Genomic DNA, 15,231 nt, shown 5'->3' on the forward strand with positions numbered 1-15,231 from the left:
AATTTTTTCATTATCAGTTTCAAAATGGCGATTATACCCATTAAATTAAATTATCGTGAGTAACAAATAACATTGCCAAGTCGCGTTTTGTCTGCTATTCTTTTCATTATTGATAAAATTAAGGAGCGGTTAATGTGAAAGTAATTAAATTTGGTGGCAGTTCACTAGCTAGTAGTCGTCAACTGCAAAAAGTCCTCTCAATCGTCGAAGCTGATCAACAACGTAAATATGTGATCGTATCAGCCCCAGGTAAACGGTTTGACGGCGACACCAAGGTCACCGATTTACTTATTCAATATGCACGTCAAACGATTCATCATCAAGATACGCAAGCCGTCATGAATACGATCATTGACCGCTATGCAGAGATTGGTCACGGGTTCGATGTGCCTGAAGCCCAATTGACACCGATCTTCGAGACGATTCGTAACTTACCAAAACAAGCTTACGCTGACAACACGTATTTAATGGCAGCTTTTAAAGCCCATGGCGAACGGCTGAACGCGCAACTTGTCGCGGCGGTCTTCCAAAAAAGTGGCCTCAATGCCCGCTATTTGGATCCCAAGGACGCTGGTATGGTCGTCACGGACGTGCCAGATGATGCGCAAATCATCAAGAGTAGCTATGATCAGCTCGCCAAATGGGCCAATAGCGAACAAATCTTAGTGATTCCCGGCTTTTTTGCCTATAACCGAAACGGTCAGATTTGTACCTTTTCACGCGGTGGCTCCGATGTTACCGGTGCCATCATCGCCCGCGGGGTCAATGCCGACCGCTACGAAAACTTTACGGATGTCGATGCCATCTACGCGGTCAATCCCAGCTTAGTGGAAAAGCCAGCAGCCATCAGTGATATGACGTTTACCGAAATGCGTGAACTTTCTTACGCCGGCTTCTCAGTGTTCCACGACGAAGCCTTGATTCCTGCAATTGAAGGCAACATCACTGTCAACGTCAAAAATACCAATCATCCGGAAGCACCAGGTACGCTGATTCAATCAACGCGTGAACCGAACCCAGACTTCCCAGTGACTGGTATTGCAAGCTCTTCCAGTTTTTGTTCACTATACTTACGTAAATATCTGTTGAATAAGGAAGTTGGGCTCGGTCGCAAGATTCTAACGATTTTAGAAAATCACCACATTAGTTATGAGCACATGCCATCCGGGATCGACGATTTGACCATCATTTTCGATGAACACCAATTAACACCGGAACTCGAGAAAACGTTGGTTGCCGAAATTTCAGCGGCAATTAACCCGGATGAAATCTATTTCACCCATGACTACTCGATTCTGATGCTGGTCGGTGAAAACATGCGCAACCGGGTCGGCATCATGTCCCGGGCAGCAACTGCCTTAGCCGAAAACAACATCAAGCTAATTATGGTCAACCAGGGTGCGTCCGAAATCTCCATCATGTTCGGTGTGCACGATAACGATGCGGATCAAGCAGTGGTTGCGTTGTACCACGAATTCTTCAAAGCATAGGCACTAGCGACGTCGGCTTAGCGTACATGACAAGTTGACAAGTTCATCTGACCGGGCTAGTTCGTCAAGCTGCTGGTCATACACGCTACCTCAAACTAGATTCAGCCCAAACAGATGTTGTCTCGAATCCAGTTTGAGTCCACTATCTGACAGGCATATTATTGTAAACTATTAAAAAATCTGTTGATAGCCATCATCAAATTGATGTCTATCAACAGATTTTTTCATCCAGTAATAACGATTGATTTAAATCACGCTAACTTAGTTCTCAACCTTCTGATTACCAAACCACTTCTTATTGATCTTGTCTAACGTGCCGTTAGCTTTCAAGGTCTTCAGTCCAGCATTGATCTTCTTGCGCATCGTCTTATCGCCCTTCCGCATCCCAACGGCGAAGTCTTCGGACTTGAAAGTGCCCTGTGTTTCGTTGTAATCCGCTGAATTGGCTTCGTGCTTGATATAATAGTTCGCATAGACGCTATCAATCAATAATCCCTTAATACGACCGGCATTCAGATCCAAGAAGGCATTCGTAAAGGTATCGTATTGAACAGGCGTCTTCTTAGCAATCTTGTCTTTCAGGAGCTTGGGATTATTTTCAAGTGATTCATAACCCGAGGAACCGGACTGCACACCCAGCGTCTTACCCGTCATATCGTCAAATGAGTTGATATGATTCTTCTTCAACGAAACTAAGACTTGCTTGTTCTTCAAATAAGTATCGCTAAATGCCACGACTTTTTCCCGTTGTGGATTCTTCGTATACCCATTCCAGATCAGATCAATCGTGCCGTTACGCAATTCAGTCGCGTTCATGGACCAGTCAATCGTTTGAAAACTAATTTTGATACCGTACAGCTTGAAGACGGCGCGTGCCAAGTCAATATCGTAGCCGACTAACTTCCCCGACTTTTCACGAAAGCCCATCGGCACAAAGCTATCATCCAAACCGACGACCACGTAGCCCCGCTTTTTGATCGTCGACCAGGTGTCCTGCGTATCCGCACGCTGCGTCACATTCTGACCACAACCACTCAATGTCGTGGCGACACCCATCAACATCACCAGCAGCAGGCCTAGTGAAAATAATCTTTTCTTCATCTATTATGCCGCCTCCTACTGTTGTTTGTTCGGTTCAACGTGGAACATTTCATCCGCAATATTTTCAGCGAAGGTCAAATCATGGGTCACGACGATTTGAGTCATACCGTCCGCCTTTAATCCCAAAATCAACTTTTCAACTTCTTGACGCAAATTCGGATCTAACGCTGAGGTCGGTTCATCGTAGCAGAGCACATTAGGCCGCATTGCCAGTGCCCGTGCGATTGCGACCCGTTGCTTTTGACCACCAGATAATTGGAACGGATACTGGTCGGCGTGGTCACCTAAGTTCAAGCGGTCTAATAGCGTCTGGGCTTGTTTCGTGGCTTCATCGGTAGATTGTTTCAAGACCATCGTTGGCGCTAACGTGATATTTTGCATCACGGTCAAGTTGGGGAACAGTTCAAAGTTTTGGAATACGACCCCAATCACACTGTCATTACTGCGATTCGTGTATGGGTCAAACGGTTGTCCGTCAACCAGAAACTCGCCAGCGTTGACTTTTTCGAGTCCGGTAATGCAGCGTAGCAACGTGGTCTTCCCAGCGCCAGAGGGGCCAACGATACTCAGAATCTCGCCGTCCTTAACGGTTAAGTTCAAATCCTTGATGATGGTACGGCTGCCAAAACTTTTGGTAATATTTTTGAGTTCTAACATATGATGACCTCCTTATTTCCAGTAACTGTAGTGTTTTTCGACGCGTCCGAGGATAAAGGTCGTGACCGCCGTTAGGGCTAAGTAGATGACCCCCACGAGTACCAGTGGAATCAACGTCACATCGCGTGAAGTGGCAACGTTGCCGGCACGCAATAAGTCGCCCAAACCGATGACGTAAACTAAGGATGAATCCTTGATCAAGTTAATGACTTCATTTCCGACTGATGGTAAGACGATTTTGATCACTTGTGGCACCACGATCTTCCGAATCGTTTGCCAGTAGCTCAACCGTAGCACTCGTGCACTCTCATATTGACCGTTATCGATCGATTGTAAGCCACCACGGAAGATTTCCGCAAAGTAGGCGCCGTAGTTCAAGATGAAGGCAAAGAGCGCCGCGTAGTACCGTGGAAAGACGATGCCAATCAGTGGCAGTCCGTAGAAGACGAAGATTAATTGAAGTAATAATGGCGTTCCCCGCATCAGCCAGACGTACAAGTGTAATAACCATTGCAGTGGTTTGAAGTTGGTCATCATGCCGAGCCCGACGACTAACCCCAATGGTAACGACCCAATCAAGGTCCAAATAAAGATTTTAAGTGTCATAACGGCACCAGATAATAATGATGGCAATATTTCTAAAATATAGTGCATGTGCTTTCCCTCCCAAAATTACAGGTCACAAGTCATTTTGTCTATCGATCGTCATGATTTGAGGGACTAAAAAACCGTCCACTCAAGCCTAACGCTCAAGAGGACGGTCATCCGTGGTTCCACCTCAGTTCGTAATAACCTCACAGTTATTACCTCAGGGAGTTTCGTGATAATAAAAAAATCGTCCTTAGGTCATCATACCTAAGAGGACGATTTAATCGCGGTTCCACCTCATATTCATTAGTTGCTCACACAACTAACCTCAACGAGTTTATCACTAAACTCCGCCGCTAACGAGGCCAACCGGAACGACCTACTTACTTCAGTCGTCCAACTCACAGATGTGGTTCGTCATAAGTCTTGGTTATCTTCCCATCATCGATAACTCGCTGAACAAGATGCTCACAACTACTCTTCTGTTCCCTGTTTTTTAATGTTGAATCCATACTAATTGAAAATTAATCAACCGTCAAGCCTTTTTTACTTGTTGCGATGAAAAATTCCGGCAATTCGTGACCAAACACCGGCTTTAGGGGTCTCCAAATTCATCAATGGCACCGTCTCGCCTTCGATTCGACGCGCAATGTTCCGGTAACCCTGCGACGCTGGATTCTTAGGATCCAAGACGATGGGTTCCCCATTGTTAGAAGTTCGAATGACGGCATCATCATCAAACACGATTCCTAATAGATCAATCGACAAGTGATGGGTAATTTCATCAATATCCATCGTCTCGCCATCTTGCATCATGCGCGTCCGAATCCGGTTAATGACTAGCTTGGGCGCTTCAGCTAACGGATATTGTTCTAGTAAACCGACGACCCGGTCGGCATCGCGAATGGCTGAGATTTCTGGCGTTGAGACAATAATTGCCGCATCAGCACCCGCAATCGCATTCATGAAGCCTTGTTCAATTCCGGCTGGACAATCTAACAGAACGTAGTCAAAATCAGGTTTCAACTCATCCACGATGGCCCGTACCTGGTCTGGATTCAATGAATCCTTATCCGCATTTTGCGCTGCGGGTAACAGGAATAAGAGGTCATCAAACCGCTTGTCCTTAACTAGCGCTTGCCGTAATTGTGCCCGGCCCGCGACCACATCCACAATGTCATAGAGGATTCGGTTGTCGAGACCAAGAATCACGTCCAAGTTACGCAACCCAATATCTAAATCAACTAAGCAAACTTTCTTGCCCATTAATGCAAGGGCCGTCCCTAAATTGGCCGTCGTGGTCGTCTTACCAACGCCACCCTTACCAGAGGTGATGACAATTGCTTTTCCCATCAAATCCGTCCTCCATTTCGTGTAAATAGCTTCGGTCGTACCCGTTTTAATTGATTAAGTGGCTGATAGTCTAACGCTTGAATGTCGTTGATATAAACCACATTGGTCCCCTCAACGACTTTTTCGAGGTCAACTAATTCTAACAATTCGCCCACTCGCACACGAGGTACCGTCGCCAATGGACTCACGATGACCGCGTCGTTATGGTCGGGATAGCCGGCTTCCAGAGCACCGTGAATCTCACCCATCACAAAGATACTCCCAGTGGCTCGGAGCACCCCGCCCTCATGAATCTTACCGAAGAACAGCACGTCCCCCGTAATTTCAACGACTTGACCGTTACGAATAATCTGATTAACTAAGTGAACCGTATCGCGTTCAATCATCGCCAGCGCATCAGCGGTCAAAATCACGTCCGCCGTGAGCTTATGAATACTGAACAACGGATACTGCTGAATCAACTGCGTGACTTTTTGACTCTGGTCAGCCGTTAACAGCCGACTTGCTGTATCTAAATCAAACGAGATCTGCTCATCACTGGTGTTATCAGCCTGCAAGCGGTCGAGTAAGACTTTCAAGTCAACCATAATATCGTCAAAACTGGCCGCTTGACGCAAAATTAATTCATAGCCATCATTGCTGGCCTTTAAAACCACACTCTGCTGCATGTTAGAATTCCTTTCTGCCGACTAAATAACACTCAGATATAACCGACGCATTGGATAATATAAAATCACAAAGATTGCTAGGTTGACCGCAATCGTTGGTCCTAGCGTGTACACGGCAAAGTCTGCCAAACTACTTGAGATGACGTGCCCCATCGTGTACCAAATGTACGTAAATGCTTCTAAAATCGTTAAATTGATAATATAAATCATCAGTAATGTCAAAAAATTCAAATCCAACCAAGGTTTGATCTGTCGGCATAAATACACGATCAACGGTAAGCCCACCATGTAGACGCCGAAGACCCCGGTATAATACCAGTCAAAGACCAACCCAACAAAGGTCGCCCAGATGCCGACTGGTAACGCGTCGTGATCATCCAAGAAGACGGCGAAGACCAACCATAGTAAGGTTAGATGTAGCACGCTGGCATAGGGATAGCTGAACAAATGCCCAGCAAAGACATTCGAGAGCGAGCCGTCTAAAAAGAGTGCAACAAATAACCCGATTGGAAAAATGACTCTTAATCTTGAGAAACTCACCGTTGCACCTCCCTATTGTTCAGCGACCGTCACGACCGTTAAGTCACTCAAGTCAGCTGCGGGCGTAATTTCAACTTCGGAAGCCAGCCCATAATCATCCTGCTTGACCTTGAAAACCTTACCAACGTACAGGCCTTTTGGCGTATTACCACCCAGACCACTCGTGACGACCTTATCGCCCTTCTTGATCTTAACGTTAGAGGTCACGGAGCCCATCTCTAGCAAGTTGCTACTCTTATCATAGCCTGAAATAATCCCATTGACGATCTTACCAGCACTATTGGTAATTTGAATGGCAAATTTATTGGCGGAAGAACTCGTATTAGAAATCAATTCAACCTTCGAATTGGTCTGATTGACTTCAACCACCCGGCCAATCAAACCAGATTGTGACATGACGGGCATGTTCTTCTTAACGCCAGCCGTCGCACCTTTAGAAATCACCAATTGGTTCATCCATGAAGAAGGTGTCCGGGTCAAAACATTGGCCGTCACCGTCGTGTAATCAGATAGCGAGTCGTTCAGCTTGAGCTCCTTGCGTAACTGTTTGTTTTCGGCACGCGTCGTTTGCGCACTGACCTTGGCTTGGGCCAATTGGTCAACTTGTTTCTTTAATTTTTGATTTTCTTGATAGGTGTTCAACAAGTCAGAAACTGAGTTGGTCGCGCTTTGTAAACCATTAACCGGCCAGGCAATCACCCGGTCAACCGCACCCGCCACGTCATTTCCAAATTGTTGAATCAATGGTGGTGTTGATTTTTTATCACGAATGGCCACTGAGACACTCATCAAGCCGAAACTAATAATGAAGATAACAATTGCAATTACCAGTTTACGGTTAGAAAAAAACTTTTGCATAATGAACCCCCGGTCGAAAATTCAATGAGTTAACAATAAATAAGCGGGAAGACGTCTTCCCGCTCACCTGTTATCGCTTTTTCATAACGTCGATGCTCTTGAGTGATTCACCCGTCCCAACGGCAACGCAGTCGAGCGGTTCGTTTGCGATGAATACTGGAACTTTGGTTTCATCTGCAATCACTTCAGAAAGATTCTTCAATAAAGCACCACCACCGGTCAAAACAATCCCGTGGTCAATTACGTCTGAGGCAATTTCTGGGGAAGTTTCTTCAAGTGTTTCTTTGATAGCAGAAATAATTTCAGAAACGACTTCTTGAATCGCTTCGGAAACGTCTACTGACGAAATTTCAACCGTCTTTGGTAATCCAGATAACAGATCCCGACCCCGAATGGTTGAGCCTTCGATTTCTTCAGCTGCTTCTAAGGAAGCTGAACCACAATCAATTTTGAGTTGTTCTGCAGTCCGTTCACCGATTAGCAAGTTAAACTTCTGACGAACATGATAAATGATTGAATCATCAATCTTATCACCGGCCATTCGAATTGAACGGCTTGACACGATCCCACCTAACGAAATCGTAGCCACGTCGGTCGTCCCACCACCAATATCAACGACCATGCTACCAGTTGGATCCATTACTGGCAAACCGGCACCAATCGCAGCGGCAAATGGTTCTTCGATAACGTACGCGTCACGCGCACCGGCTACTCGAGTTGCATCGATAACGGCCCGCTTTTCAACTTCTGTGACACCACTAGGTACACAAACCATCACGTAAGGCTTCCCATTTGAGCGGCCTAACGTCTTTTGAATAAAGTACTTCATCATCGCAACCGTCGTATCGTAGTCTGCGATGACCCCGTCCTTCATTGGTCGAATCGCCACAATACTTGCTGGCGTTCTCCCAATCATATCCCGTGCTTCTGAACCAACTGATACAATTTCACCAGTCTTCGTGTTCTTCGCAACTACGGATGGTTCCCGTAATACGATGCCCTTGCCGTCAACGTACACAATTGTGTTGGCAGTACCGAGATCGATCCCGATATTTTTTGTCCCAAATCCGAACACTATATTCATCCCTTCATCATTAACAAATTTAATTTTTTATTTTAGTCATAATAGTAAGTATTATAGCATAGTCGCACTGCATTGAAAAAGCACTGCCTGAAACCTAGCATACCGTAAATCAATAAAAAATACAGTTTCACTATTTAACTTAGATAAAATTTAACAAAAAACGCGATCAGGCCGATGAACAATCGGTCCTAACCCCGTTATTTTACCACATTCTATTGCGAATCCGTATTACAATTTATTAAGCCCTGTTCCGCAAAACTATAGTAATCGTTTACACCGACAATAAAACTATCCAACAATGGCATTCCCATCAATTCACAAGCCAATTGGAGCCGCTTGGTAAATTCAATATCCTTAGTGGATGGTGTGACGTCACCACTGGGATGATTGTGAACAATGACAATTCTCGCCGTCACCGTCATCAACGCCAACTTAATGATTTCACGTGGCTGTGCGGGACAACTGTTGATTGTCCCCTGAAAAACAACTTCACGCCGCAATACGCTGTTTTTGGTATCCAGGCACAAGAGTTGCAGCTGTTCCTGCTCCAGATGCGCATAATCTTCTAACAGCGTCCGCGCTAACTGTTCACTACCATACACCTGGTCTAACAATCGACGCGCCGGGCGTGGCAATAACTGCCCACATCGTAATCCGATTATCAGTCGGTTCCACACTGGATCCTTAGACGATTCGTGTAACCAATCCGTCGCTTCCTCTAATGGATACGACCGTTCAAACATCCAGACAGCGTGATCGACCTCCTCCGCTGGTAAATACGTCGCAAAATACTGCTGAACTAACTCATGCGCTTGGGTCACTGGTACGTATGCCTCTTCTAATATCGTCATCAAAAACACCCTTTCTAATTAGTAGATACGCAAGCACGACGAGTCTCCATTATTTTTATTGAAGTTTTTTTGAAAAAGTTTTTTTGAGTAACATTATTTATCATTGAAACGTGCCACATTGTCGGATGTCTGTCCGTCTGCACATGCTCATCCTACGTCGACTTCTGGGGCCGGCTGACAATTGCTGGAACATAGCCGACGTCGATTTGAACTCACACAGAAAACCACTGTGCAATTTCAAATAGGAGTCTTATTCTAAGCCGGAAGCAACCCACTTCCGACTAAGAATAATTTGGCTATTGAGCATTGTCAGCCGGCCCCGCCAGTCGGGAAGCCACTCGAATGGCAGATGAACGGCCACCAATCTGGGTACAATTGACCTCTGAATATTAAGTGACTGGTCCTTCAAGCAAACTTTTAATTGGCCTCAATAATGTTTTATCACGCTTAATCACTGAAAAATCAGTTGAATTTTATCGACTAAATTCAACGGACATTAATCTTGAATTTGGTCGATAAATTACCTTCGTTTATAATTTGAGACTTTACTATCTCAAACGACTAAGGAAAGTTCTGACAAATTCAGTGAAACTGCTGATTTGAAAAGTTAAAACATGGGTTAGGAAGCTTAGCTATCATTCGAAACTAGTCTGACAGTTGACTATCAAAATGTCTGTGGGCTAAGAATCAACGACTAATCCAACAAAAAGTTGGGTCCACAAATGTCTGCCTTTCGAGTACCATCCCAGGCTGGAAGGCATTCTGGGCAAGGCCCAGTGGTGAAATTTCACTTAGCAAGCGTTTTTGGCTTGGTTAGTGAAAGACCAGTATTTAAGACGTGGGCTGTCGGCTTAAATCTGTGTCCACCATGTTCCGGCCATTGCCCAGAATGCCTGGAAGCCGGCCTAGGACGTCGCCACAACAGCAAGCTTACGCTGAGTCGTACTTTTTCCAGCGGGTCTCAGCTGGCTGCCCTTGAACTTGAGCACGTTTCAATGATTTTTCATGCCGTTAACAGCTTAAAAAAATCAGCGCACCAAGCTAAAAATTTAAGCTTGGTGCGCTGATTAGTTGTGTGGTTAATCTGCATCCGCCTGTTTGAAATAAGCGCGGACGTCGCTGATGAAGTAGAGCGAGCCAGTCAGCAATAACACATCGTCACTCGACATTTCTTGCAACGCCTGCATTAGTGCCGCTTGCCAGTTGTCAAAGACGGCTGCTGAATGACCGCTTGGCATCTCAGCAGCTAATGTGCTGGGATCAGTCGCTTGCCGCTTGGCATTGGGACCCGCAAATTGCGTTAACAACAAGTGGACGTTGGGTAAAGCGCCCAACGTTTGAATCATCTGTTGATGCTGTTTATCTGCTAAAACGGCAAAAATCACATACACCGTTTGCTGTCCAAAACGTTCACGTAAAGTCGCCGCCAATTCGGTGATTGCGGGCTCGTTGTGTGCACCGTCAATCATGATCAGTGGGTCCGCATTTAACCGTTCAAAGCGACCCGGCCACTGAGTTCCAGCCAGCGCCTTTTTGACATCACTCGCACTAACAGGGACTTGCGTCTGTTGGTGATAAGTGAGGTAAGCCGCCAGTGCGACCGCTGCGTTATCGACCTGATAATCGCCGAGTAACGGGGTCGTCAAATCTTTAAAATGTTCATCTAAACCATCAAAGTTGAACCGCTCCTGCCAACCCTGAGGTGCTAATAACTTAGTCGTGAAATCAACATCCAGCGTCTGTAGCGGTGCTTGCTGGTCTGCCGCCGTTTGAACCATGACATCCTGTGCTTCAGCTGGGAGTTTGCCCACAACGACGGGGATTTGTGGTTTGATAATTCCCGCTTTTTGGGTCGCAATCGCCGTCAGTGTATCACCTAGGATCTGCATATGGTCGTAGCCAATCGTCGTAATCACACTGACAGCAGGTGTCCAGACATTGGTTGAGTCATATAAACCACCCAGGCCCACCTCGATGATGGCAATGTCAATTGGTTGGGCGGCGAAGTATAAGAACATCATGGCCGTTATGATTTCAAACTCCGTCGGTCCCCCACTCTCCAGGGTTGCATCTAGCTTGGCAACTACCGGTTGCACCTGTTGAACCAGTGCCACCAAGTCAGTATCGCTGATTGGCGTGCCATCGACACTGATGCGCTCATTAAAACGCGTGATGAACGGTGACGTAAACGTCCCGACTGTCAGTCCATCAGCCATAAACAGTTCCCGTAAATTGGCAACCGTTGAGCCTTTGCCATTGGTCCCCGCAACGTGAATGCCATGGACTTGTAATTGTGGGTCTCCAAGTTCATGTAAGAATTGACGCATCCGCTGCAAAGTCGGCGCCTTTTTAAATTTCGTTCGGCCGTGAATAAAGGCTAACGCATCCGAATAAGTCTCAATCATTTTTGCCTTTCCTCCCTAAGATGCCACCTACTGACATCGTTTCTACCCGTTCATTTAAAATAAAATGGTAACCCTCCCGAACAACTGGGACGATTACCATTTTACCAATTAACTCAGCGATAAACTGAGTCATACGACTAACTAAGCTTGCGCTTTAATGTCGACTAACCGTTGCTTCAAAGCAGCCAATTTGGTTTGGTTATCAGCTAATTTTTCTTTTTCGCTATTAACCACGTCTTCAGGCGCGTTGGCCACAAAGCGTTCGTTACCAAGTTTCTTAGTCGCACGTGCGACTTCGCTCTCAAACTTCGCCTGTTCTTTTTCTAGCTTCTTGATTTCTTCATTCAGATCAACCAATTCAGCGAGTGGGATGTAGACTTCCGCATCACTGATCACTTGAGTCATGGCTAACTTCGGTGCAACCACATCAGCGCCAATTGACAAGGTCTTCGGATGTGCAAACCGTTGAATGTAATCTTCATTAGTCTTGAAGACTGACTGTAGCCGGGCGTTATCCGTCTTGATCAACAAGTCGACCGCTGACGACATCTTTGCATTTGCTTCAGCCCGGATACTCCGAACAGCCGTAATCAATTCGATCAATGAAGCCATATCACTTTCAGCGTCCGCATCGTCAAATTCTGGATGGTCCACCGGATATTGCGCAACGACTAATGATTGGCCTTCATGTGGCATCGACAACCAGATTTTCTCTGTAACGAATGGCATGATTGGGTGGAGTAACCGTAAGATTTGGTCGAGCACGTAGGCTAACACATTTTGCGTGTTGGCTTTAGCTTGTTCGTCATCCCCGGTCAGCACTTCCTTACTCATTTCGATATACCAGTCACAGAAGTCGTTCCAGATAAAGTTATAGAGCGCGCGACCGGCTTCACCGAAGTCAAACTTGTCAAAGGTCGTCGTCACTTGTTTAACCGTGGCATTCAAACGGCTCAAAATCCACTTGTCAGCCAACGTCCATTCACTGGCAGCTGGTAAAACCGGTTTGTCCATCGCGCCCAAGTTCATGATAACGTAGCGGCTGGCGTTCCAGATCTTATTGATGAAGTTCCAAGCAGCGTCCATCTTGGTGTAACTGAACCGGACATCTTGTCCAGCCGTCGAACCGTTTGATAGGAACCACCGTAAGGCATCTGCACCATACTTTTGAATGACATCCATTGGGTCGATCCCATTGCCAAGTGATTTACTCATCTTAACACCGTGCTCATCACGAATTAAGCCATGCAATAACACATTCTTGAATGGTCGACGCCCCGTAAATTCAAGGCTTTGGAAAATCATTCGTGATACCCAGAATGGCAAAATATCATAACCGGTAACCAAAGTGTTAGTCGGGAAATAACGCTTGAAATCTTCCGCATCCGTATCTGGCCAACCCATCGTTGAAAATGGCCAGAGGGCACTGGAGAACCAGGTGTCCAAAACATCAGGGTCTTGTTCCCAATTTTCGGGATCCTTGGGTGCATCAACCCCGACATAAGTTTCACCAGTCGTCTTGTTATACCAAGCTGGAATCCGGTGGCCCCACCAGAGTTGCCGCGAGATAACCCAGTCGTGAATATTTTCCATCCACTGCTTAAAGGCATCTTCAAAGCGCTTAGGAATAAAGTTGACAGCATCGTCGCCAGTCTGATTCTTCAGAGCTTGTTCGGCAAGTGGCTTCATCTTAACAAACCACTGCGTTGATAAACGGGCTTCAACTTGAACATCAGTCCGTTCAGAATGCCCAACACTATGCACGATTGGATCGATCTTAAGCATCAAATCTTGGTCTTCCAAATCTTTGACCATGGCTTTACGGGCTTCAAAGCGGTCCATACCTTCGTACTTACCAGCGTTGGCGTTCATCGTAGCATCTTCGTTCATCGTGTTGATGCGCTTCAAGTCATGCCGGTTTCCGACTTTGAAGTCATTTGGGTCGTGGGCTGGCGTGATTTTAACCATCCCAGTTCCAAATTCAGGGTCAACGTAAGCATCCGCAATAATCGGAATTTCACGGTCGGCTAATGGCAAGATGACCTTTTTGCCAACTAATTCCTTATAACGTTCATCACTTGGATTGACCGCTACGGCCGTATCACCCATCATGGTTTCGGGACGAGTCGTTGCAATTTCAATGTAATGCTTACCATTGAACGTGTAATCCTTGTCCGCAAATGGGTACTTGACGTGGTAGAAGGCACCCTGGTCATCTTTATGAATCACTTCAATGTCAGATAACGCGGTCCGTGCTTGCGGATCCCAGTTGATGATGTATTCGCCACGGTAAATCAAGCCCTTGTTGTATAAGTCAACGAAGACTTTCTTAACTGCGTCTGACAAGCCATCATCCATCGTGAACCGTTCACGTGAATAATCTAATGACAGCCCCATCTTGGCCCATTGTTGCTTGATGATTGACGCATATTCGTCTTTCCAATCCCAGACTTGTTGAATAAACTTCTCCCGTCCGAGGTCATAACGACTAACGCCTTGTTCACGAAGTTTGGCTTCAACCTTTGCCTGGGTGGCAATCCCCGCATGGTCCATTCCTGGCAACCACAGTGTATCGAAGCCCTGCATCCGCTTCTGACGAATAATAATATCTTGTAAGGTCGTATCCCAAGCATGGCCTAGATGCAACTTACCAGTAACATTTGGCGGCGGAATCACGATTGAATACGGTTTAGCTTTCTTATCGCCCGAAGGCTTGAATAAATCTTGGTCTAGCCAAGTTTGATAACGGCCCGCTTCAACGGCGGTCGGATCATACTTAGTTGGCATATCAGTAGTTGGTTCTTCTGACATTGGGGCACATCCTTTCCATTTAGGTACAAAAAAATCCACTCATCCCAATTGAGTTAGGACGAATGGATTCGCGGTACCACCTAATTTTAAAGCAATCACAAGTAACTGCTTTACAGCTTAAACATCGTTGTTAACGAACGGTGTATCCCGTCCGGCTATTCCTACTTAAACGTTCAGAATAACAGCTCGCAAGCTACCTTCGTGCTGAAACGCCAAACGTGTTCCACTACTCACGTTCTCTCTAAAGACGTCATTCAGCACTACTCTCTTGCTCATTGCTAGTTGTCACTATTGTAATGAATTTCCTGGTTATCGTCAATCTTTATTCGAATTGTTTTAAAGCTTCCAGTGCAGCCACATAGTTTGGTTCATGACTGACATTGGGCACGATTTCGTGATAAACGATCTTGCCGTCCGCATCCGCTACATAAATGGCGCGTGTCAACGTCCCATTATTGGGCAGATAAAGATTCGTTGCATACCCAAAGGAAAGCTCCTCATCAGAAGCCACCGTCAGATTTTTCACGCCTTCCTTAGCACACCAGCCAGCTTGATCCGCTACTGAGTTGTTGGAAATCGCGACAAACTGAACGTGGGGGTACTTATCGGCTTGTTGATTGAACTTCTTAGTTTGAATCGAACAAACGCGCGTATCAATATCGGGCATGACACTCAATAGGACTGGCTTACCAAGTAAGTCTTTGGTCTTGATCTTCTTATCATGCGTCGTAAATACTTTGAACTTTGGTAATTGATCGCCATCTTCTAGTGGCTCACCGACTAGGTCTAATGCTTGATCATGAAATAATACTTGCACGAAAAACA

13 protein-coding genes and 2 other annotated features are annotated in these 15,231 nt (G+C 45.8%); of the genes, 1 reads left to right on the forward strand and 12 read right to left on the reverse strand.

Features of this window, described 5'->3' with window-relative positions; all coding sequences use genetic code 11:
• Positions 1-134 precede the first annotated feature (134 nt).
• Positions 135-1,490 (forward strand): aspartate kinase, encoded by a 1,356-nt coding sequence (locus tag MZO40_RS07755; protein WP_252133205.1) that lies wholly within the window; start codon positions 135-137, stop codon positions 1,488-1,490.
• Between the two features lie 261 nt (positions 1,491-1,751).
• Here MZO40_RS07755 and MZO40_RS07760 read toward each other — a convergent pair whose 3' ends face one another.
• The 12 genes from MZO40_RS07760 to tpx all read right to left on the reverse strand — a co-directional run bounded on the left by MZO40_RS07760 (position 1,752) and on the right by tpx (position 15,223).
• On the reverse strand, positions 1,752-2,591 hold the full coding sequence (locus tag MZO40_RS07760; RefSeq protein WP_050339357.1) for an amino acid ABC transporter substrate-binding protein: 840 nt from the start codon (positions 2,589-2,591) through the stop codon (positions 1,752-1,754).
• 15 nt (positions 2,592-2,606) lie between these two features.
• Positions 2,607-3,248 carry an amino acid ABC transporter ATP-binding protein gene (locus MZO40_RS07765; RefSeq protein WP_050339358.1) on the reverse strand — a complete coding sequence of 214 codons (642 nt, stop codon included), beginning with the start codon at positions 3,246-3,248 and terminating at the stop codon, positions 2,607-2,609.
• Positions 3,249-3,260: 12 nt separating this feature from the next.
• The gene (locus MZO40_RS07770) at positions 3,261-3,902 is read right to left on the reverse strand and encodes an amino acid ABC transporter permease (protein WP_056952760.1); all 642 of its coding nucleotides are present in this window, start codon (positions 3,900-3,902) and stop codon (positions 3,261-3,263) included.
• A 202-nt stretch (positions 3,903-4,104) separates the two neighbouring features.
• Positions 4,105-4,335, reverse strand: a binding site (T-box leader).
• A 47-nt stretch (positions 4,336-4,382) separates the two neighbouring features.
• Complete coding sequence (gene minD, locus MZO40_RS07775) at positions 4,383-5,189, reverse strand: septum site-determining protein MinD (RefSeq protein WP_003639179.1); 807 nt, start codon at positions 5,187-5,189, stop codon at positions 4,383-4,385.
• Positions 5,189-5,857 (reverse strand): septum site-determining protein MinC, encoded by a 669-nt coding sequence (locus tag MZO40_RS07780; protein WP_101873232.1) that lies wholly within the window; start codon positions 5,855-5,857, stop codon positions 5,189-5,191. Before MZO40_RS07780 ends, minD begins: the two co-directional genes overlap by 1 nt.
• Positions 5,858-5,878: 21 nt before the next feature.
• On the reverse strand, positions 5,879-6,397 hold the full coding sequence (mreD, locus tag MZO40_RS07785) for a rod shape-determining protein MreD (protein WP_003639181.1): 519 nt from the start codon (positions 6,395-6,397) through the stop codon (positions 5,879-5,881).
• A 12-nt stretch (positions 6,398-6,409) separates the two neighbouring features.
• A complete protein-coding gene (gene mreC / locus MZO40_RS07790) occupies positions 6,410-7,255 on the reverse strand; it encodes a rod shape-determining protein MreC (RefSeq protein ID WP_252133206.1) in 846 nt (281 codons plus the stop codon).
• A 70-nt stretch (positions 7,256-7,325) separates the two neighbouring features.
• A complete protein-coding gene (locus MZO40_RS07795; RefSeq protein WP_003639183.1) occupies positions 7,326-8,330 on the reverse strand; it encodes a rod shape-determining protein in 1,005 nt (334 codons plus the stop codon).
• Positions 8,331-8,551: 221 nt separating this feature from the next.
• Complete coding sequence (locus tag MZO40_RS07800; protein WP_050339362.1) at positions 8,552-9,190, reverse strand: JAB domain-containing protein; 639 nt, start codon at positions 9,188-9,190, stop codon at positions 8,552-8,554.
• Between the two features lie 1,079 nt (positions 9,191-10,269).
• Positions 10,270-11,595 (reverse strand): folylpolyglutamate synthase/dihydrofolate synthase family protein, encoded by a 1,326-nt coding sequence (locus MZO40_RS07805; RefSeq protein WP_105962040.1) that lies wholly within the window; start codon positions 11,593-11,595, stop codon positions 10,270-10,272.
• 141 nt (positions 11,596-11,736) lie between these two features.
• The gene (locus MZO40_RS07810) at positions 11,737-14,406 is read right to left on the reverse strand and encodes a valine--tRNA ligase (RefSeq protein ID WP_105962039.1); all 2,670 of its coding nucleotides are present in this window, start codon (positions 14,404-14,406) and stop codon (positions 11,737-11,739) included.
• 51 nt (positions 14,407-14,457) lie between these two features.
• Positions 14,458-14,691 (reverse strand) — a binding site (T-box leader).
• 37 nt (positions 14,692-14,728) lie between these two features.
• Positions 14,729-15,223 carry a thiol peroxidase gene (gene tpx, locus MZO40_RS07815; protein WP_050339365.1) on the reverse strand — a complete coding sequence of 165 codons (495 nt, stop codon included), beginning with the start codon at positions 15,221-15,223 and terminating at the stop codon, positions 14,729-14,731.
• Positions 15,224-15,231 lie beyond the last annotated feature (8 nt).

The organism is Lactiplantibacillus sp. B652, from assembly GCF_023806745.1.
GTDB classification, from domain to species: domain Bacteria; phylum Bacillota; class Bacilli; order Lactobacillales; family Lactobacillaceae; genus Lactiplantibacillus; species Lactiplantibacillus pentosus.